A 20,528-nucleotide genomic window follows, 5' to 3' on the forward strand; every position below is an offset into this window, starting at 1 on the left:
CAACCGGATCGCACCCGCCACGTCCCCCGTGAGTACCGACCCTGTTTCGTCACCTGGCACGCCGCATTTCGTCGGTTCCCCGCATAGTGCCGCCGCAGGATTTCCGCCTCGCTGAAGTCGATGTTTCCCCGCCAGGGCCGGCCCTCCGGGCCGGCCGGTGGCCCAGACTAAAGCAACTCCGCAAAGGAAATGTGGAGTTGATGCGGGGACGAGATCCTGGGGTGCCTTGACCGCCCACCTGCTGGGATTAGCATCGCCCGGTGAGTGCGATGATTCGGGGAGCCAGCCTGCGCGGGTTCGCGCGCCTCGTCGACGAACTCGACGGCGACCCCGGGGAGTTCATGGGGCGGTTCGCGATCCCTCCGGAGGCGCTCACCTCCGAGGAGGGGCTCATCCCGATCACCAGCCACGACCTGATGCTCGACGCGGTCGCCCGTGAGCTTAGATGCCCTGATTTCGGCCTCCGCCTGGCCTGCGGCCAGGATCTCAGCGTCCTCGGCCGGCTGGCGCTGGCTATCCAGGCGTCGTCGACGGTGGCGGAGGCATTGGAGTGCGCCTCGCGGTTCATGTTCGTGCACAGCCCGGCGCTGAGCGTCGGTGTGGAACCGGATCCACGGGGGTGCCGTGAGGTGGTCGCGCTGACCTATCGGAAGGATCTGCGCGAGTCGCCGTACTCCCCGCAGGCCATGGAGCTCGGGCTCGGCCTCTTTCACCAGGTGGCGGTGGCTCTGGTCGGCAGCCTGGCCGGCCTACGGGCGGTGGAGCTGCCGCACCAGCCCCTGTCGCCGGTGTCGCGGTACACCGAATTCTTCGGCGTGGATGTGAAGTTCGGGTGCGCGACCGCCGCGCTGCGCGTGGAGCGGCGGCTGCTCGACGCGGAGTTCCGCAGCGCTGACGCGGCGATCCGTCGGCTCGCAGTCGACTACCTGGCCAGTCACCACACCGATCCGGAACGCTTGGTCTCCACGCACGTCCGGCGGGCCCTGGTCGGGAGTGTCGGCACCACCCCTCCGGCGATCGGTCACGTCGCGCGGCTCCTTGCGATGCATCCCCGCACGCTGCAACGGCGGCTCGCCGCGGAGGCGACCAGCTTCGAGGAGATCCTCGAGGACGTACGGCGGGATCTCGCGCTGCGCTACATCATCACCACCGACCTGCCTCTCGGACAGGTGGCCGCGATGGCCGGCTTCGCCGACCAGTCCGGCCTCAGCCACGCCGTACGACGGTGGCGGGGCGCCAGCCCGAGCGAGGTGCGCCGCCGGGTGTATGGCACCTCCTGAGATTGTCGCGCTGGAACAAATCCCGCCTTGCTCGGGAGGGCATTCTGCTGACCCGACGACGAGAGCGAGGAGTTGGCCCATGGCGACAGCCGGAACCGGCCACCTGACCGGGATCGGTGCGCGACCGATCCCCGAGTTCGACGGCGTCCACGACGTGTGGCCGCGCGGCGAACGCCTGCGGGCGGTCCGCGAGGCCGCCGCGGCGTACAAGGAGCGCTTCAAGGCCCAGGGCCAGGTGCGGGCGGTGAAGTCGGTTGACATCGCCGCGGCGCCATACCCGGTGAAGTACGCCTTCCACGACGCCGTCTCAGTGCCCACGCTCCCACTGATCTCGATGATCAACCGCATGATCGTCGTGCAGTACGACGACTTCGACGGCCGGGCACGCACGCTGGTCTTCGAGCCGACGGTGCCGGAGGGCTCCGCCAAGGCGCCGTTCTACCGCAACTTGCAGAAGGTGACGGACAAGGTTCCCGGGGGCAAGCTGCTTGAGCGGATGGTGCTGAGGTATTACGCCGAGCCCGGCGACGTGCTGCGCCGACTGGGGCTGACCCCGGACGACATCGACTTCTGCACCTTCGACCACCTGCACGTACAGGACCCGCGGATGATTCTGGGCTCCACCGAGGTCATGGAGGGCGAGGCGGCTCCACGAAAACCGTTGTTCGGCGGGGCGAGGATGCTGGTGCACAACCGCGAGCTGGCGACCCTCAAGTCCCTGCACCCGATGCAGTGGGCGTGGTACGTCGACGGCGGGCTGGACGGCGTCGACCCGGAGAAGTTCGTCACCTTCGACGGCGACGTCGAGCTCGGTCCCGGCGTCGCGCTGCTGTGGACTCCCGGACACACCGACGGCAACCACTCGCTGGCGCTCAACACCCCCGACGGGGTGTGGGTGTCCTCGGAGAACGGCATCTCGCTGGACAACTGGCAGCCGGAGCTGTCCCAGATCCCCGGCGTACGCCGCTACCACCAGGTCTTCGGCCGCGAGATATGCCCCAACGCCAACACGCTGGAGGACTCGCTGGACCAGTACGACTCGATGGTCAAGGAGAAGACGCTCGCCGACCGTTGCAAGGCGGACCCGCGCTGGCTGCAGATCCTGCCGTCCACCGAGCTGGCCCCGTGGAAGCGGTTCTGGCCGGTGGTGCCCACCTACGTTCATGGCGGGATCGCCTACGGCGAGATCAAGGGCGGTCGGCGATGAACCGCTTCCCCGCCGGCGCGGTGGTCACCGGGGCGGGCCGCGGCCTCGGCAAACTGATCGCTGCGGCTCTGGTCCAGCGCCGCCACCAAGTGCTGGTCACCGACGTCGACGAGGAGGCGGCGTGCGCCACGGCGGCCGAACTCGGGCCCGACGTGTTGTGGGCGGCCGTCGACGTGCGCGACGAGGTCCAGGTCGCCGCGGCGCGGGACCGCATCGTGGCCAAGGCCGGCCGCCTCGACGTGTGGGTCAACAACGCGGGCGTGCTCGTGACCGGGCCGGCTTGGGAGCAGCCGTCCGACGTACGCCGCCTGATGCTGGAGGTCAACGCGCTCGGCACCGTCAACGGCACCGTGGCCGCAATCGAGGCCATGCGCGGCACGGGCGGACACATCGTCAACGTCGTATCGCTGGCGGGACTGACCGCGGTCCCGGGCGAGGCGGTGTACGCGGCGTCCAAGCACGCCGCGATCGGCTTCAGCCTGAGCACACTCGCCGACCTGCGCCTGGCCGGGATCAAGGAGATCGACATCTCCTGCGTCTGCCCCGACGGCATCTGGACCCCGATGCTCCACGACAAACTCGACGACTCTGCCGCGGCACTGTCCTTCTCCGGCAAACTGCTCATGCCCGAGGAGGTCGTCCACGCGGTGCGCAAGGTGCTGGACCGCCCACGCCCGGTCACCGCGGTACCGCGCTGGCGGGGACTGCAGGCGCGCCTGGCAGACGCGCTGCCTTCGTTCGGGCTGCGTGCCGTCCCCCTGGCGGTCGCGCAGGGCAAGCGGGTGCAGCGGAAGATGCTGGCGAAGGGACCGTCGGTGTAGAGGGCTCACCGTTCCTGGTGTCCTGCGTCAGAGATCCGTCGGCAGAGGCAGGCGGGGGAGTCGAGGATCTCTTCGGCTGTTTTGGTCCAGTTGAACGGCTTGGGGTCTTCGTTCCAGTCTTTGACCCAGGCCCGGATGTCGGCTTCCAGGGCCTGGATGTTCTTGTGTGCGCCGCGGCGGATCATCTGATGGGCGAGGTAGCCGAACCACCACTCGACCTGGTTGATCCAGGAGGAGCCGGTCGGGGTGAAGTGCAGCTCGAACCTGGGGCGTTTGGCCAGCCAGGCCTTGATCGCGGGAGTCTTGTGGGTGCCGTAGTTGATGCGGATGGCTGCCTTCTTACGCGCTCCAGATGCCGAGATGCGTGACCGCAGTCCAGCGAGCGTAGGCAGCAGCCACCGAAACATGCAGGATCGTCGGCGTCGCGCGACCTGGGTGCGCTACCGATCGATCGGCCTCGCCTCGGGGTACTGCGCACTGGATGTCTGTTGCAGGCGGATGCCTGATCGACGTAGGTGACCGTGCCGACCTACGTCGCCGCCAAGATCTCGCCCTTGCTCAGCGCCCGCGGCGAGTGCGCAAGAGCAGGCTTGCGCGAAGACGCCCCCTGAGCTGTTGACCGCTTCCGCGAGCGAGTGCCCGCTCATGGGGTGTGAGCAACTCGTTTTCTCGACGCCGGCTCGCCGGCCGACGACGGCGTTCATAGAGGCTGCTGGACAGGCGCCGGGAGGCCACCGATCTCCGACGGCCCGGTCCCGGCGGAGACCGGCCAGTTACTCAAGACAGCGTCGGCGACAAACAGTCGGTTGCCGATCCGTGACCAGCGTACGGTGCGTTGTTGCGCACCACGCGCCGGGCTCTGTGGGGGCGCTGTCGCTGTGTCAGCCGCCGCCGCTCATGGCGACTGGCGAGGCGCCCCCACCGCAGGGTACGGCGTCGTTGACGTACCCTGAGTGCCACCGGCTCCTCCAAAACCGGTGGTTCCTGCGCCGGTTCCCCTGATCCGGCACGGGAGCCATGGATCCGCAGTGGTTAGGGCGGCTCTTGCGACGGTCCTTCCTGCGACTGCCCGCAGGTCAGGTAATCCGAGAGATGCCAGGACCCGGGGAGTGACGGACTGCGGTGGCCGTCGGTGCCGACGCGGGCCCGTGCCCGCCGACTGCCTACCCGTGGTGGGCGAAGCCTTCGTTGCGGTGCTTGCGGACGTCACGGAAGCCGGTGTCCCCGGTGGTCCACAGGAGCCCGCGGCGGCCTTCCCAACGGTAGGAATGCCCCTCATGTCGCCGGACCTGGTAGCGGTTTCCGTCATCGTCACGGAACCACGAGATCTGGTCGTTGTACCAGCGGAGGATCTCGCGGTCGGCACGGCCGCCATCGTTGCGGTGTCCGCCCCTGCTTTCAAGGGTGTTGGTGTACTGCGCGGAGTGAGACACGAGGGCAGCCGCTGGTTCGCTGCTCGTGACGGTCGCTGCCGAGGCAGGTCCCCCTGCCGCGAGGAGTCCGGTCGCCGCGACCGCCACAGAGGCGGCCGCGAGAGCTGCGCGGCGCACAATCCTGTAACCCATGAATTCTTTCCTCCTTGAGCACCATGCAGTCCGCCGAAGCGAGTCGCAGTGGCCGCCTTGGATCAGGCACTCGTGACACTACTCCCCATTTAGTTGAACGATGAACTATGTAGGATGTGAGGTATGCCATCAACCCAAATGTCCGGCTTGAGGAATATTCGAGTGAGGCCTTCGGATGCCAGCGGACACCACCGAGCCCCCGATTCACTACAGCGGCGAGAGCCTCGATACCTAGCCTCGGCCGTGTGCGGAGTACACCGGCTCCGATGGCGCGGTTCTTCAGTTGGAGCATCGAGGGCCTTGGAACCCACGATGGCGGGGCTTCGGTGTGGGCAGGAGCTGGAGCGGATCCGCGCGGTTACGTAGTCCCGCATCTGTCGGCCTGTACGCCTCTCGCGATGCCCGTGTTCGCTTAAGACAAGCTGTCCTTGATGGCGAACAGGCGGTTTCACGGCGACGGTCCGGGGCTGAGGTTCCCCCGAGATGCGGGGAGAGGTGACAGCAGGTCAGATAGGGCTCACGAGAGGAGCTCTGACGATGCCTGCCCCGAGGAAGTACTCGCTGGAGTTGCGTGAGCGTGCGGTGCGGATGTACCGCGCTTCCGAGCCGAAGCCTGTGATCCGCCGCATGGCCGAGGAACTCGGCGTGCATCACGAGGCCCTGCGTAACTGGATTCGCCAGGCCGAGGCCGATGCCGGCGAGCGAGGCGACATGCTCACCACCGCCGAGCGTGAGGAGCTTGCCGCCCTTCGCAAGGAGAATGCCCAGCTCAAGCGGGCGAATGAAGTACTGCGGACGGCCTCCGCGTTTTTCGCGGCCCAGCTCGACCCAACCCGGCCCAGGTGACGGCGCTCATTGACGAGCATCCGCACCTGGGGGTCGAGCCCGTACTCCGGGAACTGAACATTCCCTCCTCTACCTACTACCGGTGGCGCCAGGCCAAGACCGAGCCGTGCGAACGGCACCGTCGGGACGCCGACACCGCAGCCCAGCAGGCCATCGTCAGCGACTGCACGACCGCCCTCAGCAGGCTCGGGCTCGGCTGATCGCAGTTGGGAGTTTGTCGGGCAACCCCGTCCCCCTCCACTCCGCCCCGCCCGCTGACATGCCTGGGGGGCCCGACCATAATTCGGTCGGGCCCCCAGCTCGGACTGAGCAGGCCGCTCAGGTCACCATCGGTACCATCGGCCACGGCCCCCGCCAGCCGAGGTTGAACGCATAACGAACCCGAGCAGCCACACCACCAGAACGGCGACCGCGACCCACCAAAGGATCTTGAGGGCGAAACCGGCGCCGAACAGAATGAGCGCCAGAAGCAGAACAAGTAGCAGTGGAACCATAGATATCAACCTCCTGAACGCCGATTTCCCTGCGATCACCTCTTCACTCATCAGTGGCGCCTTGTTTATGCAGGGCGACTTGGGGCACCCGCGAGTTGTTGAGCGACGCTGAAGATGCCCACGTAGCTGAAGATGCCCACGTAGCTGAAGATGCCCACGTAGACGACGTTCTGGTCATCGACGGGACGGGATGAAACAACTCCAGGCGGCCGTCAAGCCGCCGGGATCGTCGTGAGCGTGGTGTCGCTTCCGTTGTCGCTACTGGTCCACTTTCAGCCGTCGCCGACACGCTCGCCGACCGCTACCAGCTTTCAGACTGAGAGGTAGATGAGGATCAGGATGATCGCGGCCAGGACAGGCCACCGGATCCCTACGTGCCGGTGACCGGTTTGCTGGCGGTGTTCCGGCCCGCCTGCGCGCGGCCGGTCCTGGCGACAGGTTCCGTGGAATGAGCGGGGCGCTCAGCCGCCCCTGCTGAAGACGATCGGGCCTACCCGGCAGGCAGGTACGCGCGTGTCGCGGGAGGTTCTATGGCGGCCGGTGTGCATGCTTGGGCCTATCGGGTGTGGCCGGGAACGAGGAAGCAGGCTCAAAGGCGGGACGGATGCTGGTTGCCCGGTTCGACATCCTGCTCGCACAAGGAGACTCCGGATGAATCCCCCAGCGGTCTCGGGCGCGTCTCGACCTTGCCCCTCTGCGCACCGCACCGAGGCGAAGCTGCTCGGCATCTACCTCAACGACCACCTCGCTGGCGCCACTGTGGGCGCCCAGCGGGCCGCCTACCTGGCGCGTACCGCTCGCGGGTCCGCGCTCGGCCGAGCGCTCGGGCCTGTCGCCGCGGAAATCGTGCAGGACAGGACGACGCTGCTGGGCATCATGCGAGATCTGGGGATTCCGGTACGCCGCTACAAGGTCTGCGCAGGCTGGGCCGGGGAGAAGCTGGGACGGCTCAAGGGCAATGGTCGCCTGATCCACCGCTCGCCGCTGAGCACGGTGCTGGAACTGGAGGCCCTGCGGCTGGGGGTGGAGGGCAAGGCTGCCGGCTGGCAGACCCTGCGCCAACTCAGTGCGACCGATGAGCGGCTGGATCCGGCCCTGCTCGACCAGCTGCTGGAGCGGGCCGGACGACAGCAGGAGACCGTGGAGGAGTGGCGCATCCGCCAGGCCCAGGCGGTGCTGCGCACGGCAGCCGAGTGACCGCGATCAGAACGCACGCCGCTACGCGTCAAGCGTCCGTCGCTGTCGCAGGTCCCACGGATCCGGCTTCTTAAAAGCCGGCTCGTGGCCGGCTGGTGCCGTACTCCCTGGTGCGGCTCCGGGGGTGTGTGACGATACGGTGAGGCCGCGGGTGAGATCCGGGGGACGCGGCTGCCGCCATCCACACACTCGGCAGGAGAGCGCGGTATTTGCCATATCGCCGCCTTGCACCAGCGACACTGGGGATATGGATGCGACGACCACCGCCCCGCGCGCCGAGGTGCTGGGGGAGCGTTACCGCAGTCGGCTGCCCGAGCGCCTGCAGGAGCTGGCCGGCCCCGTCTAGGGCACAGTCGACCTGCCGCTCCACATCGTCTGGTCCGGACGGACGAGCTACAGCCTGGACCGCCCGAAGTCCCGCATGACGCTCTACCGGACCGTCCTCGCCGAGGGCCAGCGCGAGGACCTGGCGGCCTTCCTTCACCACCGGCTGCTGGCCGAGCAGTGGCCCGTTCTGCGCCGCTTGGTCAGCCCCTCCATCCGCGAGGTCTGGCAAGACGCCTTCCCCGAGCTGCCCCGCACAGCTTCGGCCGACGCGACCGCCGCGTGAAGCTCACCCCCTCCACGAGCGTCTCCTCGCCGACATCCTCGACCTCGGCTCCCCCTATCCTCTGGTCCTCACCGGCGGATATGCCGTGCAGGCTCACGGCCTGGTGGAACGCTTAAGCCGGGACCTCGACGTCGCCACCGATGGACGAGATCGTCGCCGCCCTCACCGCCGGCCTTACCGCGCGCGGTGGCGGACCATACATGTCCAGACCGACCCACTCAGCGGCCGGTTCCTCGTCACCGATCCGGACACCGGCGAGGAGTGCGAGGTCGACGTCCTCAAAGAGGCATTCTGGGCCCCGCCCGCCCAGACCCCCTGCGGCCCAGTCCTCTCCCTCGACGACGTGATCGGTACCAAGGTCCGCGCCCTCGCCGACCGTGGCACCGTCCGCGACCTCATCGACGTCCGGGCCGCCTCCCGCCACCGCTCCACCACCGACCTCGAATCCCTCGGCCGCCGCCGCGCCCCCGACGAGTTCAGCCCCGAAGACCTGCGTGATCGACTCATCGGTGCGGACTGGTACGAGGACGAGGACTACGCCGCGTACGGGCTCACCCCCCGGCAGATCGAAGAGCTCGAGACGTGGGCGCTGGCCTGGGCGGAGGACCTGGGGGCGCGGCTCCACGACGCGAACACCTGACCAAGAGGCGGCGCTCTCAGCGGGGGGCGGCGGCGAGCGCCAGCCCTCGCCGGTCTCCCGCGCCGCCATACCTGACTGGCTCGTGCGCGCGATATCGGCACGCATTGAACCGGGCGCCGCACTCCCCGCTGAGCGGATGTCCCGAGGGCGGTACTGCGATGCTTCGGCCCGGCCACGAGGGGCTCTGGGACCGCGCCATGGTCCCGCTCGGCGCCTGCCGCACCAGGCCGACGGTACCGGCCTGTGCCTGGCCGTACCCGGGGCCCGTCGGGGGACCGGCCCCCGGGCCCCCACTACTGTTCGGCGATTGTGTCGATGCGCGCGCGGAGGAGGTCGGCGTGGCCGTTGTGCCGCGCGTACTCCTCGATCATGTGGGTGAGGATGTAGCGGAGAGAGAAGACGTCGTCTCGGTACCGCCCGGTGACGTCGGGGGACTGGGCGGCATCCACGATGTCGCGGGACCGGGCGCACTCCTCGTGCCAGATCGCGAACGCCTCTAACGGGTCTGCGGTGTCGACGGCGAAAGCGCCGCCGTCGCTTCGGGGCCAGTGCACATCGCTGTGCTCGCCGTTGAACACGTTCCGGAACCAGGTCCGTTCGACGTCAGCCATGTGCCGGACGAGGCCGAGCAGCGACAAGCCCGAGGGCCGCACGGCCCTTTCCCTGAGCTGCTCGGCTGTGAGCCCCGCACATGCCATGGCCAGCGTGTCACGCTGGCGCTGCAGGAAGCCGGTCAGCGTGGCGAGCTCATCGGCCACCCTCGGAGGTTCGGTCCTCTCCCGGTTGTCCACCGGACCATCATGACAGCGAGGGGCGCACGGCAGTCGGATCTCTGTGGCCGGCCTGCGCCGCCGATGACCGGCTGCCGCTCAGCGGTTCGGCTGGAGCCTTCGGAGTGTGGGGGTCTGCCTTGGCATGCGTCCGGTGGTGGCGCCGTGACCGGCCCCTGTTCCCCGCAGCTTCCCCTCGGATCGGGCGCGGCTGGGGCGACGCCGTTCCTGCGGCACCTTCACTGACGGCGACGTTCAGCGAATCGGCGGTGGCCACGAGTTCGAGGGTGTATCGGTCGCCGCCGCGGCGCAGGGCGTTGGTGGTGAGCTCGGCGACCACGAGGGCAAGGGTCTGGGCCGCCCCCGCGGCCGGAGCCGGTTCGAGACCCTCGGCGAAGGCGCTGGCGACGTCACGAGCATGAGCGAATCCGGCGGGGCTGTCACCCTCACCAACCACAGGTGCCCGGGTGGCCTGCGTGCGCGCCGTCTGCGTGTCGGTCACGCGCTGCCACCGCGCCCTGGATCGGCTGTGTCGCCGGGTGCAGCGTGTGCCCGCCGAGCAGGGATTCACCCAGGTACATCACTCTTTCAGGTGTACTTACGGCAGAATTGCATGCATCACCTCTGAGTAAAATCTCTTGCGGTCACAGTAGACATTGCCTCGTCCCAGGGTTACTGTTTCTGTTGTACTCAAGAGGTCGACGAGGCACGGCAGACATGAACTGCCGGGCATGCAGGCCAAGCAGGACGCGGCCCTCAGCAGCCGCGAGCAGTACCCGCGGTATCCAGCAGTACAACCGAGTAACCGAAGGTAAGGAGCAGGACGCCATCAGGATCGCCCGGGCGAGGAAGAAGTCCGCCCGGGTACCGCAGGCCCCGGATTGGAAGGTGGTCCCCGGTCACGCATACGCGATCCCCGCAGCCCCGCCCCAGGCGGAAGCTGCGGACAAGGAGGGCCGGCACGGTGTGCCGGTAGATGGTGTTGAAAGCTCGGGGCCCGGGTGCCGGTACGGCACCCGGGCCCCCCGACGCGTCCCCTGGAAGAAGAGGTTTATGCCCCCTGCCAGTCCCCGTCCCGTCGACAATCTCGACGATGACGACTATCCCGCCTACACCATGGGCCGGGCCGCCGAGATGCTCGGCACCACCCCCGCCTTCCTGCGCGCCCTCGGCGAACACCGCCTGATCACCCCCCTGCGCTCCGAAGGCGGCCACCGCCGCTACTCCCGCTATCAGCTGCGCATCGCCGCCCGCGCCCGCGAACTCGTCGACCAGGGCACCCCCATCGAGTCCGCCTGCCGCATCGTCATCCTCGAAGACCAACTGGAAGAAGCCAAGCGGATCAACGAGCAACTGCGCACCCAGGGCAGCGAGTCACAGTCGAAGACCTCAGCCTGAAGCAGGCCGCCGGCCCCGGGCCGCCTGCTCAAGTCGCTGCCGGACATCGGCAACGTCCGCGCCGGCCAGCTGCTCAGCCCGAGGCTGGACCGTCACACCTTGAGACGGTCCGGCCCGAAGCCAGCCTCGCCCGGCGCCTGCCAGTGACGCCCAAGCAGCGAGCACCAAGAAGCCCGCCACCAAGCGCCACGGCCGGGGCGTGACCGTAGGCTGCGGCCATGACCGAGATCAAGACCCCCACTCCCACCGAAGTCTTCGACGTGCTGCTGGCCGGCAACCAGCGCTTCGTCACCGGCGCCCCCGCGATCACCCCAACCAGGACGCCACCCGCCGCGCCGAGATCGCACCGTCCCAGCAGCCCTTCGCCGTGATGTTCGGCTGCTCCGGCTCCCGGCTGGCCGCCGAGATCATCTTCGACCGCGGCCTGGGCGACCTGTTCGTGGTCCGCACCGCCGGACACGTCATGGGCCCGGGGGTGCTGGGCAGCATCGAGTACGGCGTGGACGTCCTGGGCTGCCCGCTGGTCGTGGTCCTCGGCCACGATTCCTGCGGCGCGGTCGGCGCAGACTGCACCGCCCTGGAGAACGGCATGACGCCGGCCGGATACGTCCGGGACGTCGTCGAACGGGTGACCCCCAGCGTGCTGGCAGCGTAGGCCGCCGGAAAAGTCGAGCCCGAGGAGATCCTCGCCGAGCACATAAGGCCCACCGGTCGACCTGCTGCTGGACCGCTCCCGGGTACTCGCCGAGAAGGTCGCCGCCGGCCAGGCCGCCGTGGTGGGCCTGTGCTACTGCCTGGCCGACGGCAGTGCGCGGCTCGTCGCCTCCCGCGGCCTCGACGCGGCCGTCCCCGCCGCATCCTGACCGGTCCGGCCGGGGCCGCTCAGGATGACGTGCCGCGGTCGGAGAAGCAAAAGGCGGGGCGCGTGCCGGAGGGCCCGGTGCTGGTGGCGGCCGCCTCCCACGGCCGCGGGAGGCGCTCGCGGCTGACGGCGGCGTGTCCCGCCCGGCGCGGTGACGTTGAAGGAAGCGGCACAGCACTCGCGTGTCAGCGGCCCCTGACTGTGCACCGGCGTCGGCTCGGGGGCCGCGAAATGGCGAAAGCCGCTGGTTCGAAGCAAAAGATGACACCCACCGTGACCCGCCATCGCGTCGCGGACACGAATCAACGTCACCAGCGGGCAGAATGCACTCGTGCAGCCGCTGCCGGTCCCCTGCCCCGCTCACCTCACCCCGGACACCACCGGCACCAACGCCTTCCACGACGCCTACCGCACGGCCATGGCGCACAACGCCGTGTTCATCGCCATCGAAACCGACGCACGCCAGCAGTGGACCGTGAAGGCGGACACCCTCACCGCCCGCTCCGACCACACGGTCACCGATGCCGTCAACGATGCCATTCGTGCGGCGATCCTTCGCCTGGTCGATGACCACGAGGCCGATTTCGGCGCCTACACCGGACCCGTCTATTTCATGATGCACGGCGTGCGCAGCGATGAACGAGCCCGCGAACTCGCCGCCGCACTCCACGCTGCCCTCTACGGAGACCTGGAACCCCTGGCCCGCGCCGTCCCTCCTGCGCCCTGACACTCACGCAGCTACCCAAGACCGGCCTCTCCGGAAGAACTCGGCCGGGCCGTGCGCACGATCTTCGAGTGCGGCTATCTCGCCAGCCCCGACCTGCGCGCCGGGAGGTCCACGGCGGGCTCCAGGTCGTGGAGAACTGCAGCAGTGCGAACACCGTCCTGCACTATGGCAAGGACGGCGCCCTCACCGGCCCGGACAAGGAGCACGCCGAGACCTCGATGCTCGCGCTGCACCTGCTCCAGTCCGCCCTGGTGCACGTCAACACGCTGCTGCTCCAGCAGGTCATGGCCGAGCCGAAGTGGGCCAAGAGGCTCACCGCTGAGGACCGGCGCGGGCTGACCGCGCTGTTCTGGTCCAACATCAAACCCTTAGGGCACGTTCCGCTTCGACATGGACAAGCGGCTCGATCTCCTGCCCGTCCATGTACCCGGCCCGGGTCGAGCAGTGATCAGCGCGTCGGACGGTAGGTCGCGATGATCACTCCGCTGCTGGTCGGCTGAGCGCTGACCAGCTCCAGCTTCTTCAGGGTGGCGTCGTCGGCGAACAGCTTCTTGCGGCCCTCGCCGGCCACCACCGGGTGGATCAGCAGTACCAGTTCGTCCAGCAGGTCCTGCTCCAGAAGCGAACGCACCAGCGTGGGGCTGCCCGCGACGGTGATGTCCTTGCCCTCTCCCGCCTTGAGCTCTTCGATCGCGGCCGTCAGATCGCCGTTGATGAGCGTGCTGTTCGCCCAGTCGTCCACGCTGTCGAGCGTGGAGGAGACGACGTACTTGGACGAGTCATTGATCCATTTGGCGAAGCCGGCGTCCTCGCCGTCGGTCACCGTCGGCCAGTACCCGGCCCACTCGGTGAAGGTCACGCGGCCCAGCAGAATCGTGTCGGCCGTCTCCAGCGTCTGTCCCAGCGCCGCGCCCATCTCCTCGTCGAAAGCGAACTGCCACTCGTTCGGCGACTGGGCGACACCGTCGAGCGAGACGAACAGACCCGAAACGACCTTGCGCATGATTCCTCCGTGATGAGTTCGGGGTCCTCTACCCAGTCCCGGCCGAATAGCGCCCCGGCCCAGGCGGGCCGACCCCGTCGGCTACGTCAGGAAGACTATGCGGGCACCGGGGAAGAGGGCTTGTACAGAAGCGACAGCGGCTCCGCCCTGTCCGGAGCACTCAGCTGAGTGGCGGTTCGGCCGATGAACCGTGTCAAGGACCGCGCCAGGTGCGGCTGGTCGAAATAGCCCAGCCGGTGCACGACGTCCTGCGCCGGCGCCCCTTCCTGGATCAGTACCGCCGCCTCGCGGACACGGTGGATCTGCCGGATGGCCCCCCGCGTGAGGCCCGTTGCCGCGACGAAACGCCGCTGGAGGGTTCGCTCGGAGACATCGGGGGCCGCGCCGCCAAGCACCGCGGGCACGATCGGGTCGCAGTCCACGATGCCCTCACGCACCATGCGCCGTACGAACGCCTCCGCATTGTCGTAATCGGGCACGTGCCAGGCGGAACCCTTCAGCCACACGGAGCGCCGAGTCACGTCGGGTATCTCCGCGCTACCACCCACAAGCCGGCTGATCGGCACGTGAGGCATCGAGGTGCCGAGAGCGAAGCTGATACCGAAGAACCTGGCGTCCTTGGGAACGGGAGCCAGACAGGCCTTGGGCTCCGGGCCCAGCACGACCGCCTGCACCTGGCCGTCGTGCTCCCAGAAGACAAGCTCCCAGTGCGACGCCGCGATCGACGTCATCCGGTCAACCTCGATACTGCGGCTGCGCCATACCCTCTCGATGTACGGCAACTCCGACGGCCGACTCTCGATCTCCAGACCCAACCGGATCGCCCCCGTTCACCGCCGCCTGAGCCGCCAGTGTGTCACGTCGCGCGGACGGCCGAAGCTTCGTGCGAGATGCGCGGGAAGATCCGCGCGGCCCAGCACGAACGCGCCCTGCGGCCTGATGCCCCAGGGCGCATGTGGAAGCCCAACTACATCGAGCCCAGCCTTGTTCACCACCAGATCCGAGTCGGCCCCGCGGCAAGCCGCAGCGCGGGCGACGCGGGCTCCGGACAGCGGGATGACGTCATACCAGTCGCCGCCCACGCCAGCCTGGGCCTCTGCGGGCAGGTAGCGGTAGGCGACCTCCACGGCCGACTGCTCTGCGGTGTGCTGCGGGAACAGGCTGCGTTGCAGCTCACCGGGCAGTACCCGGTCGCGGATCCTGTCCGACTGCCTCGTCTACGCAGCCGACGGCAGCCCGCTGGACCTCCTGCCCCTTCGGGACGGCAAGCCGCTGCCCGGCGGCTTCAAGCTCGGCATCAACCCCGGCCTGGTCAAGCGGTCAGCCGTTCCTCGACCATCGTCCAGAACTCCTGGCGGGAGCGGTCGCCGAGGAACTCCCCGTAGGCCTCGTCCACCGGCCGTCCGTCCGCGGCGCAGGTCTCCTCGAAGGAACGCTGGAGCAGCGCTGCAGGCCAGTAACGTGCTCCGTTCGCGGCGTAGTCCAGCATCTGGCCCACCACCTGGCGTCGGATACGCTCCGGTGGGCAACGGGATGCGCGACAGGGCCCGCAGCGCCGTGTGCGGGGGACAGGCCCACCGTGAGTGCTGTCAGCAACCGTGCTCCCGGCCCGGCCCGCCAACTCCTCGACCACAGCGTTGACTTGCCTGGACGGGTGGGGCATATGGCGCTGGTCCCGGCCCCAGAACCCCGGGTACCTGCTCGCGGAAGGTGTGCCGGCAACCGCGCGTGAGACACGCCAGATACCGCACCCGCACGCGGACCCCCTGGCGCCCGCCTACCGGCGCGTCGGCCACCGACCGCAGGTGGCTGCCGTGCATGCGGCCTGACGATGTGTCCGCACACCGGGCAGACCGCGGTGCCCTGCCCAGTCCGTGCCCGCACCGCGATCCGCTCACCCTCCTCGGCCACCTCCTCGATGGCCAGCGGGGACTGCCGTGAAAACGCCGTCTGCGCCAGCTAGTTGACATCCTTACACGCATGCAAACGAGTCCTCACGGCGCTGGTCTGCACCGACAGTGAGGCAGGGCCGTTCGTTTGACGGGCCCCCGAGGGCCGGCCGCCGCCGGCACCGATGTTCGGCAACGGCCGCCATCGCGGCAGCCGCCGCCTGGTGTCCCAAGCGGCCCGCTGCATGGATGGCGTGGCCGGCGATGCGGTGACGGCTGGCGCCGGGGTTGTTCTGGGGGTTCTTGCCGTCGTGGGGCAGGACGTCCCGGCGGGTGGTGCGGTCGTCGTCCCTGAGTGGGCCGGATGGCGAACGTGTCGCGGGCGTAGCCGTCCCTCGAGTGCGGCGGGCCGGAGCGGCCGGCTCGCTGCGGGCCGTCGCCGTCGACGGCGGGGTCGGCGGATCGCCGGGCGCGAGGGCGGTTGACCGGGCTTGATCCGCCGCACGCCGCCAGGGCCGCGGACGCCCTCGAACCTGCCGTGAGTGCCGGCTGCACGCACAGATCGGGTGCGAGCCGGTCCGGCCGTGGCGCAGGCGGCGTCGTGTGGGGCGGTGGTGGCGCCGGAAACGTCGTGGAAATGGGGGGTTGACGCGGTGGGATGCCCGTCCTAGCGTTCGTTCCGCCAGTTTCTTAAGTGACTAAAGAAAGAACGCGAATGAACAGGTTGGCGGGTGAGGACCTCTCCAGTACGGCTGTGCTGGCCCTGCTGGGCCGGGCCGGGCCTATGTCGCGGGCCGCGCTGGCCCGCGAGCTGGGGATGAGTCCGGCGACGCTGACCCAGGTGACCCGGCGTCTGCTGGCGCAAGGAGTGATCGAGGAGCTCGACCGTCAAGAGCCCTCCCGCGGGGGCCGGCGCGCTCGGCTGGTCGGCTTGGTCGGCGATGCCGGCCGGGCCCTGGGCGTCAAGGTGGCCGCCGACCACGTCGCGCTGGTCGACATGCGCTTGGACGGGCAGGTCACCGACACCGTGACGATCCCCTTCGACGCCACGGCGCTCGAGGCGGTGCCCGCGATCGTGGAGTTGCTGCGCCCGTTCACCAAGCCCCGCGAGGATCTGCCTGCCCTGCTGGGGATCGGGGTGGGGGTCCCCGGCAGCGTCGACCGTCCGGACAGCGGCGTCGTGGACGCCGCGATGCTGAACTGGCGGCATGTGCCGCTGGGCACCATGCTCGGCGCGGCTTTGGGGCTCGCCGTTTTGGTGGAGAACGATGTCAACGCGTTGGGCAGCGGGGAGCGCCTGTACGGGCGGGGCCGTACCCTGAATGACTTTTTGGTGGTCACCATCGGCCGTGGCGTCGGCTTGGCCATCGTCGCCGGTGGCCATGTCTACCGCGGCGCCCACGGAGGCGCCGGGGAGTTCGGTCACGTTCCGGTCGCCTCGGACGGTCCGCTGTGCACGTGCGGGAAACACGGGTGCCTGGAAGCCCTGATCGGTGATGCCGCCCTGGTGCGCACCGCCCGCACGGCCGGCCTGGTCGGCGAGGACGCCACACCGGATGATCTCGCCGACCTTGCGGACGCAGCCGGTGACCGAGCCGAGCGGGCACGCGCCATCCTGCGGGAGGCGGGGGAGATCCTGGGCCGCCAGCTGGCCGGCCTGACCACCGTGCTGGACCCGGAGGAGATCGTGGTCATGGGGGAGGGGACCCGCTCCTGGCGCTGGTGGGAGCCGGGCGTGAGAGCAGCCCTGCAACGCCACGGACGCCGCCGGGATCAGGAGCCGGCGATCACTGTCGAGCCGTATACGGACACCATCTGGGCGCAGGGAGCTGCTGCCCTGGTCCTCGCCGCGTCGTTGGACGGAGGGGTCGGCAGCGTCGCCCCCCGTCGCCGTATCCACGGGCTCGGCGACGGCGCGGGCAGCCGGAGTGCGACATGACGATCAACCCCCTGTCTGCGCGTGCCGGCCGCCCACCGGCCTTGGCCGCGATACGACGGCGCAAGTGGCGCAACCGCGCCGCGGTGGCGTTCTTCCTGGCGCCGAGCGCGATTCCGCTCCTGCTGTTCACCGCCGGCCCGATGCTCTCCTCGCTGTGGATCAGCCTGCATTCCTGGGACCTGATCTCCCCGATGCGCTGGGTGGGCCTGGCCAACTACACGCACTTGCTGGGCGATGGCGACACCCGCGCCGCGTTCCGGCACACCGTGTACTTCATCGTCGGCTATCTGCCGCTGGTGTACGTGGGCGGCCTGGCCCTGGCGCTCGCCCTCAACCGCCGCATGCGGGGGCGCAGCATCCTGCGGTCGATCTACTTCCTGCCGGTCGTCACCAGCTGGGTGATGGTCTCGCTGACGTGGAAGTGGATTCTCAGCCCCGACGGGGGACTGCTCAACCGTGCCCTGGCGACCGTGGGCCTGCCAACCCCCGACTGGTGGGCGTCCCCGACATGGGCGCTGCCGTCGGTGATCCTCGCCTCGGCGTGGAAGGACCTCGGGTTCGTCATGGTCATCATGCTGGCCGGACTGCAGGCCATCCCGCAGGAGCTGTACGAGGCGGCCACGATCGACGGAGCAGGCGCCTGGCAGCGGTTTTGGCGCATCACACGCCCGCTGCTGTCGCCGTCCACCTACTTCGTCGTCCTCATCTCGCTCATCAACGGCTTCCAAGTATTCGACCAGGTCTTCGTGATGACCGGCGGCGGCCCCGCCGGGTCCTCGCGGCCCGTCGTCGAGGAGGTCTACGACCTGTCCTTCCGGTACGGGCAGGTCGGTGCCGGCTCGGCCCTGTCCTGGCTGCTGTTCGCGGTGATCATGGTGGTCACCGTCGTCATGACCCGCATCCAGCGACGGTGGGTGACCCATGCCTGAACTGACCCGGACACCCGCCCGGCCCCCCGCGGCCAGCCCCGAGTCCTCTGCCGTTTCTCAGCTGCGCACCGCAGTCCGCGGTCGGCCCGCGGGCCGTCGGCGCCTGCGGGCAGCATCCCTGACCACCCTGGTGGTCCTGGGAGCGGCCGGGACGCTCTTCCCGTTCCTGTGGGTGCTGATCACCTCGCTGCAGCCCAACGGCAGCGGAATCACCGCCCCCTCCCTGCTGCCCACCACCGTCAGCGGGGACGGCTACCGCAGTCTCTTTCACGCGGTGCCCTTCACCCGGGTCGCCGTCAACAGCCTGTGGCTGGCTTTGACCTCGACCGCCATCCAGCTGATCACCAGCTCCATGGCCGCCTACGCGTTCTCCCGGCTGCGCTTTCGCGGCCGGGGCCTGGTATTCGGCTGCTACCTGGCCACCATGATGATCCCGCTGCAGGTCCTCATCGTCCCGCTGTTCGCGGAGATGAAGACACTGCACCTGGTCGACACCTACGCCGCCGTCCTCGCCCCGACCCTCGCTTCCGGCTTCGGAGTCTTCCTGCTGAGGCAGGCGATGGACGGCGTGCCCCGGGAACTGGACGAGGCGGCCCGCCTCGACGGCGCCGGCCACCTGCGGATCTTCGTCTCGGTAGTGCTGCCGCTGGTGCGGCCCGCGCTGGCGACCTTCTCCGTCTTCGCCTTCATGGCCAGCTGGAACAGCTTCCTATGGCCGCTGGTCATCATCCGATCACCGGAGTTCATGACCCTCCCACTGGCACTGGCCCACCTCCAAGGCCAGTTCAGCACCCAGTGGAACGTCACCATGGCCGGCTCCGCCCTCGGCACCCTCCCGATCATGATCCTCTACCTCTTCGCCCAGAAGCACGTGGTGCAGAGCGTCGCCCAGTCGGGCCTGAAGTAGCCCTGGCCCCACCCTGCCTCGTCGCCCCTTTCACTCCCTCCATGCCCTCGCATCCCCCGCCACCCCAGGAGACCGTCATGCACACTCCCCGGATCGCCCTCGCCGCCGGCATCGCGGCACTGGCCCTGACCACCGCCTGCGCCCAAGGCTCCGCGACCAGATCGGCCTCCTCCGACCGTGTGACCACCGTCCGCTACATGACCTTCTCCGCCGGCGCCGACCACGCCAAGGACCTCGATGCCATCGTCGCGGCGTTCGAGAAGGACAACCCGACCATCAAGGTCCAGGTGCAGTCCGTGCCCTACGCGAATTACGCCACCACGCTGCAGACCGCGATCTCCGGCGGCACCGCGCCGGACACCTTCGAACTGGACCAGCAGAGCCTGGCCACCTACGCCTCCTCCGGTGCCCTGTTGGACCTGGCCCAGCCCGCCGCCAAGGACCCGGCCTACCACTCCTCGGCCTACGCCCCGGCCAACCTGAAGGCCGCCCAGTACAAGGGCACCCAGTACGCGCTGCCGGAGTCCTTCTCCACCGTGGTCCTCATCTACAACAAGACACTCTTCGCCAAGGCCGGCGTCGCCACTCCCACCGCCGGCTGGACCTGGAAGGACGAGCAGGCCGCCGCACGCAAGCTGACCGACGCGGGCAAGGGGGTGTGGGGCGATTTCCAGCCCATCACCTTCAACGAGTTCTCCAAGGCCCTCGACCAGGCGGGCGGCTCCTTCCTGTCCGCCGACGGCACCAAGGCGACCTTCGATGGCCCCCAAGGCATCGCCGCCGCGAAATGGCTGATCAGCAAGAACAAGACGACCATGCCCGATGTGGCGAAGAGCGCGAACACCCCCGACTACGACACCAACCTGTTCAAGGCCGGCAAGCTCGCCATGTGGCACAACGGCAACTGGCAGTTCAGCGCCCTGCAGAACGTGCCCTTCGACTGGGACGTGGCCGTCGAACCCGGTGACACCCACAAGGCCAGCGCGGTCTTCCAGAACTCCGTCGGCATCTCCAAGACCACCGATCACGCCGACGCCGATTTCAAGTGGCTGGCCTACCTGACCGCCTCCGACACCACCGCCAAAACCCGCGTCGACTCCTCCTGGGAGCTCCCGCCGCTGGCCGACACAGCCAAGGTCGCCGGCTACCTCCACGCAGGCAAGCCCGCCAACCGCCAGGCCGTCTTCGACTCCCTCAAGCAGCAGGCCACGGCGCCGGTCATCGCCAAGCAGCAGCAGATGCAGGACATCGTCAACAACGCCCTCGCCGATGCCGCCGCCGACCGCACCGATGTCGCCAAGTCGTTGTCCCAGGCAGCCCGGCAGGTCACCGCACTGCTGAAGTGAGGCCTCGGGCGTCCGCGGGAGACCTGACCGCCCCGCGGGCGCCCGAACCCCCGGCCACACCGGGTACCGCTGCTCCTTCCCACCCCGCACCACCCACA

General features: G+C 69.0%; 22 protein-coding genes and 2 pseudogenes. 16 read left to right on the forward strand and 8 right to left on the reverse strand.

Going from position 1 to position 20,528, the window contains the following annotated elements:
• The first annotated feature begins 269 nt into the window (after positions 1 to 269).
• The 3 genes from ACQPXS_RS44680 (at position 270) to ACQPXS_RS44690 (ending at position 3,308) form a co-directional block, all read left to right on the forward strand.
• On the forward strand, positions 270 to 1,280 hold the full coding sequence (locus ACQPXS_RS44680) for an AraC family transcriptional regulator ligand-binding domain-containing protein (RefSeq protein ID WP_433456229.1): 1,011 nt from the start codon (positions 270 to 272) through the stop codon (positions 1,278 to 1,280).
• A 79-nt stretch (positions 1,281 to 1,359) separates the two neighbouring features.
• On the forward strand, positions 1,360 to 2,487 hold the full coding sequence (locus tag ACQPXS_RS44685; protein ID WP_433455180.1) for a hypothetical protein: 1,128 nt from the start codon (positions 1,360 to 1,362) through the stop codon (positions 2,485 to 2,487).
• Positions 2,484 to 3,308 carry an SDR family oxidoreductase gene (locus tag ACQPXS_RS44690; RefSeq protein WP_433455181.1) on the forward strand — a complete coding sequence of 275 codons (825 nt, stop codon included), beginning with the start codon at positions 2,484 to 2,486 and terminating at the stop codon, positions 3,306 to 3,308. Before ACQPXS_RS44685 ends, ACQPXS_RS44690 begins: the two co-directional genes overlap by 4 nt.
• A 5-nt stretch (positions 3,309 to 3,313) precedes the next feature.
• On the opposite strand, the gene ACQPXS_RS44695 is transcribed toward ACQPXS_RS44690, so the two are convergent.
• Together ACQPXS_RS44695 and ACQPXS_RS44700 are read right to left on the reverse strand one after the other, a co-directional pair.
• Complete coding sequence (locus tag ACQPXS_RS44695) at positions 3,314 to 3,715, reverse strand: transposase (RefSeq protein WP_433455182.1); 402 nt, start codon at positions 3,713 to 3,715, stop codon at positions 3,314 to 3,316.
• Positions 3,716 to 4,471: 756 nt separating this feature from the next.
• Complete coding sequence (locus ACQPXS_RS44700; protein ID WP_433455183.1) at positions 4,472 to 4,741, reverse strand: hypothetical protein; 270 nt, start codon at positions 4,739 to 4,741, stop codon at positions 4,472 to 4,474.
• Between the two features lie 669 nt (positions 4,742 to 5,410).
• Here ACQPXS_RS44700 and ACQPXS_RS44705 point away from each other — a divergent pair.
• Together ACQPXS_RS44705 and ACQPXS_RS44710 are read left to right on the forward strand one after the other, a co-directional pair.
• Positions 5,411 to 5,719, forward strand: coding sequence for a transposase (locus ACQPXS_RS44705; RefSeq protein WP_433455184.1), 309 nt, complete (start codon positions 5,411 to 5,413; stop codon positions 5,717 to 5,719).
• The gene (locus ACQPXS_RS44710) at positions 5,716 to 5,919 is read left to right on the forward strand and encodes a hypothetical protein (RefSeq protein WP_433455185.1); all 204 of its coding nucleotides are present in this window, start codon (positions 5,716 to 5,718) and stop codon (positions 5,917 to 5,919) included. Before ACQPXS_RS44705 ends, ACQPXS_RS44710 begins: the two co-directional genes overlap by 4 nt.
• Before the next feature lie 123 nt (positions 5,920 to 6,042).
• Here ACQPXS_RS44710 and ACQPXS_RS44715 read toward each other — a convergent pair whose 3' ends face one another.
• Positions 6,043 to 6,213, reverse strand: coding sequence for a hydrophobic protein (locus ACQPXS_RS44715; RefSeq protein WP_356314963.1), 171 nt, complete (start codon positions 6,211 to 6,213; stop codon positions 6,043 to 6,045).
• Positions 6,214 to 6,864: 651 nt separating this feature from the next.
• On the opposite strand from ACQPXS_RS44715, the gene ACQPXS_RS44720 reads away from it, so the two are divergent.
• From ACQPXS_RS44720 to ACQPXS_RS44730, 3 genes and pseudogenes are all read left to right on the forward strand, one after another.
• Positions 6,865 to 7,410, forward strand: a complete 546-nt coding sequence (locus tag ACQPXS_RS44720) for a hypothetical protein (protein WP_433455186.1) — start codon at positions 6,865 to 6,867, stop codon at positions 7,408 to 7,410.
• Positions 7,411 to 7,657: 247 nt separating this feature from the next.
• A pseudogene (locus ACQPXS_RS44725) lies at positions 7,658 to 8,020 on the forward strand (hypothetical protein).
• A 34-nt stretch (positions 8,021 to 8,054) separates the two neighbouring features.
• On the forward strand, positions 8,055 to 8,660 hold the full coding sequence (locus ACQPXS_RS44730) for a nucleotidyl transferase AbiEii/AbiGii toxin family protein (RefSeq protein WP_433456231.1): 606 nt from the start codon (positions 8,055 to 8,057) through the stop codon (positions 8,658 to 8,660).
• A gap of 293 nt (positions 8,661 to 8,953) precedes the next feature.
• Here ACQPXS_RS44730 and ACQPXS_RS44735 read toward each other — a convergent pair whose 3' ends face one another.
• Positions 8,954 to 9,418, reverse strand: a complete 465-nt coding sequence (locus ACQPXS_RS44735; RefSeq protein WP_433455187.1) for a DinB family protein — start codon at positions 9,416 to 9,418, stop codon at positions 8,954 to 8,956.
• A gap of 1,065 nt (positions 9,419 to 10,483) precedes the next feature.
• Between ACQPXS_RS44735 and ACQPXS_RS44740 the strand changes: the two genes are divergently transcribed.
• The 4 genes and pseudogenes from ACQPXS_RS44740 (at position 10,484) to ACQPXS_RS44755 (ending at position 12,884) form a co-directional block, all read left to right on the forward strand.
• The gene (locus ACQPXS_RS44740; protein WP_365335114.1) at positions 10,484 to 10,828 is read left to right on the forward strand and encodes a MerR family transcriptional regulator; all 345 of its coding nucleotides are present in this window, start codon (positions 10,484 to 10,486) and stop codon (positions 10,826 to 10,828) included.
• A gap of 218 nt (positions 10,829 to 11,046) precedes the next feature.
• Positions 11,047 to 11,691, forward strand: a pseudogene (locus ACQPXS_RS44745) (carbonic anhydrase).
• 330 nt (positions 11,692 to 12,021) lie between these two features.
• Positions 12,022 to 12,417 (forward strand): hypothetical protein, encoded by a 396-nt coding sequence (locus ACQPXS_RS44750; RefSeq protein WP_433455188.1) that lies wholly within the window; start codon positions 12,022 to 12,024, stop codon positions 12,415 to 12,417.
• 68 nt (positions 12,418 to 12,485) lie between these two features.
• Entirely contained in the window at positions 12,486 to 12,884 is a 399-nt protein-coding gene (locus ACQPXS_RS44755; protein ID WP_433455189.1) for a Tn3 family transposase, read from the forward strand.
• Here ACQPXS_RS44755 and ACQPXS_RS44760 read toward each other — a convergent pair.
• From ACQPXS_RS44760 to ACQPXS_RS44775, 4 genes are all read right to left on the reverse strand, one after another.
• Entirely contained in the window at positions 12,866 to 13,420 is a 555-nt protein-coding gene (locus ACQPXS_RS44760) for a dihydrofolate reductase family protein (RefSeq protein ID WP_433455190.1), read from the reverse strand. The genes ACQPXS_RS44755 and ACQPXS_RS44760 overlap by 19 nt on opposite strands.
• A 95-nt stretch (positions 13,421 to 13,515) precedes the next feature.
• Positions 13,516 to 14,235 carry a helix-turn-helix domain-containing protein gene (locus tag ACQPXS_RS44765; RefSeq protein WP_433455191.1) on the reverse strand — a complete coding sequence of 240 codons (720 nt, stop codon included), beginning with the start codon at positions 14,233 to 14,235 and terminating at the stop codon, positions 13,516 to 13,518.
• 15 nt (positions 14,236 to 14,250) lie between these two features.
• Positions 14,251 to 14,547 carry a hypothetical protein gene (locus ACQPXS_RS44770; RefSeq protein ID WP_433456289.1) on the reverse strand — a complete coding sequence of 99 codons (297 nt, stop codon included), beginning with the start codon at positions 14,545 to 14,547 and terminating at the stop codon, positions 14,251 to 14,253.
• 185 nt (positions 14,548 to 14,732) lie between these two features.
• Positions 14,733 to 14,909, reverse strand: coding sequence for a hypothetical protein (locus ACQPXS_RS44775; RefSeq protein ID WP_433456291.1), 177 nt, complete (start codon positions 14,907 to 14,909; stop codon positions 14,733 to 14,735).
• A gap of 1,115 nt (positions 14,910 to 16,024) precedes the next feature.
• On the opposite strand from ACQPXS_RS44775, the gene ACQPXS_RS44780 reads away from it, so the two are divergent.
• From ACQPXS_RS44780 to ACQPXS_RS44795, 4 genes are all read left to right on the forward strand, one after another.
• Positions 16,025 to 17,248 carry an ROK family transcriptional regulator gene (locus ACQPXS_RS44780; protein ID WP_433455192.1) on the forward strand — a complete coding sequence of 408 codons (1,224 nt, stop codon included), beginning with the start codon at positions 16,025 to 16,027 and terminating at the stop codon, positions 17,246 to 17,248.
• Positions 17,245 to 18,177 (forward strand): carbohydrate ABC transporter permease, encoded by a 933-nt coding sequence (locus ACQPXS_RS44785; protein WP_433455193.1) that lies wholly within the window; start codon positions 17,245 to 17,247, stop codon positions 18,175 to 18,177. The genes ACQPXS_RS44780 and ACQPXS_RS44785 overlap by 4 nt, the downstream gene beginning before the upstream one ends.
• Positions 18,170 to 19,084: a carbohydrate ABC transporter permease gene (locus ACQPXS_RS44790; protein WP_433455194.1), complete on the forward strand. Its 915-nt coding sequence runs from the start codon at positions 18,170 to 18,172 to the stop codon at positions 19,082 to 19,084. The genes ACQPXS_RS44785 and ACQPXS_RS44790 overlap by 8 nt, the downstream gene beginning before the upstream one ends.
• A 77-nt stretch (positions 19,085 to 19,161) precedes the next feature.
• Positions 19,162 to 20,430: an ABC transporter substrate-binding protein gene (locus tag ACQPXS_RS44795; RefSeq protein ID WP_433455195.1), complete on the forward strand. Its 1,269-nt coding sequence runs from the start codon at positions 19,162 to 19,164 to the stop codon at positions 20,428 to 20,430.
• The last annotated feature ends 98 nt before the right edge of the window (positions 20,431 to 20,528 follow it).

Origin of the sequence: Streptomyces sp. CA-142005, from assembly GCF_050942335.1 — a bacterium.
Classification (GTDB): domain Bacteria; phylum Actinomycetota; class Actinomycetes; order Streptomycetales; family Streptomycetaceae; genus Streptomyces.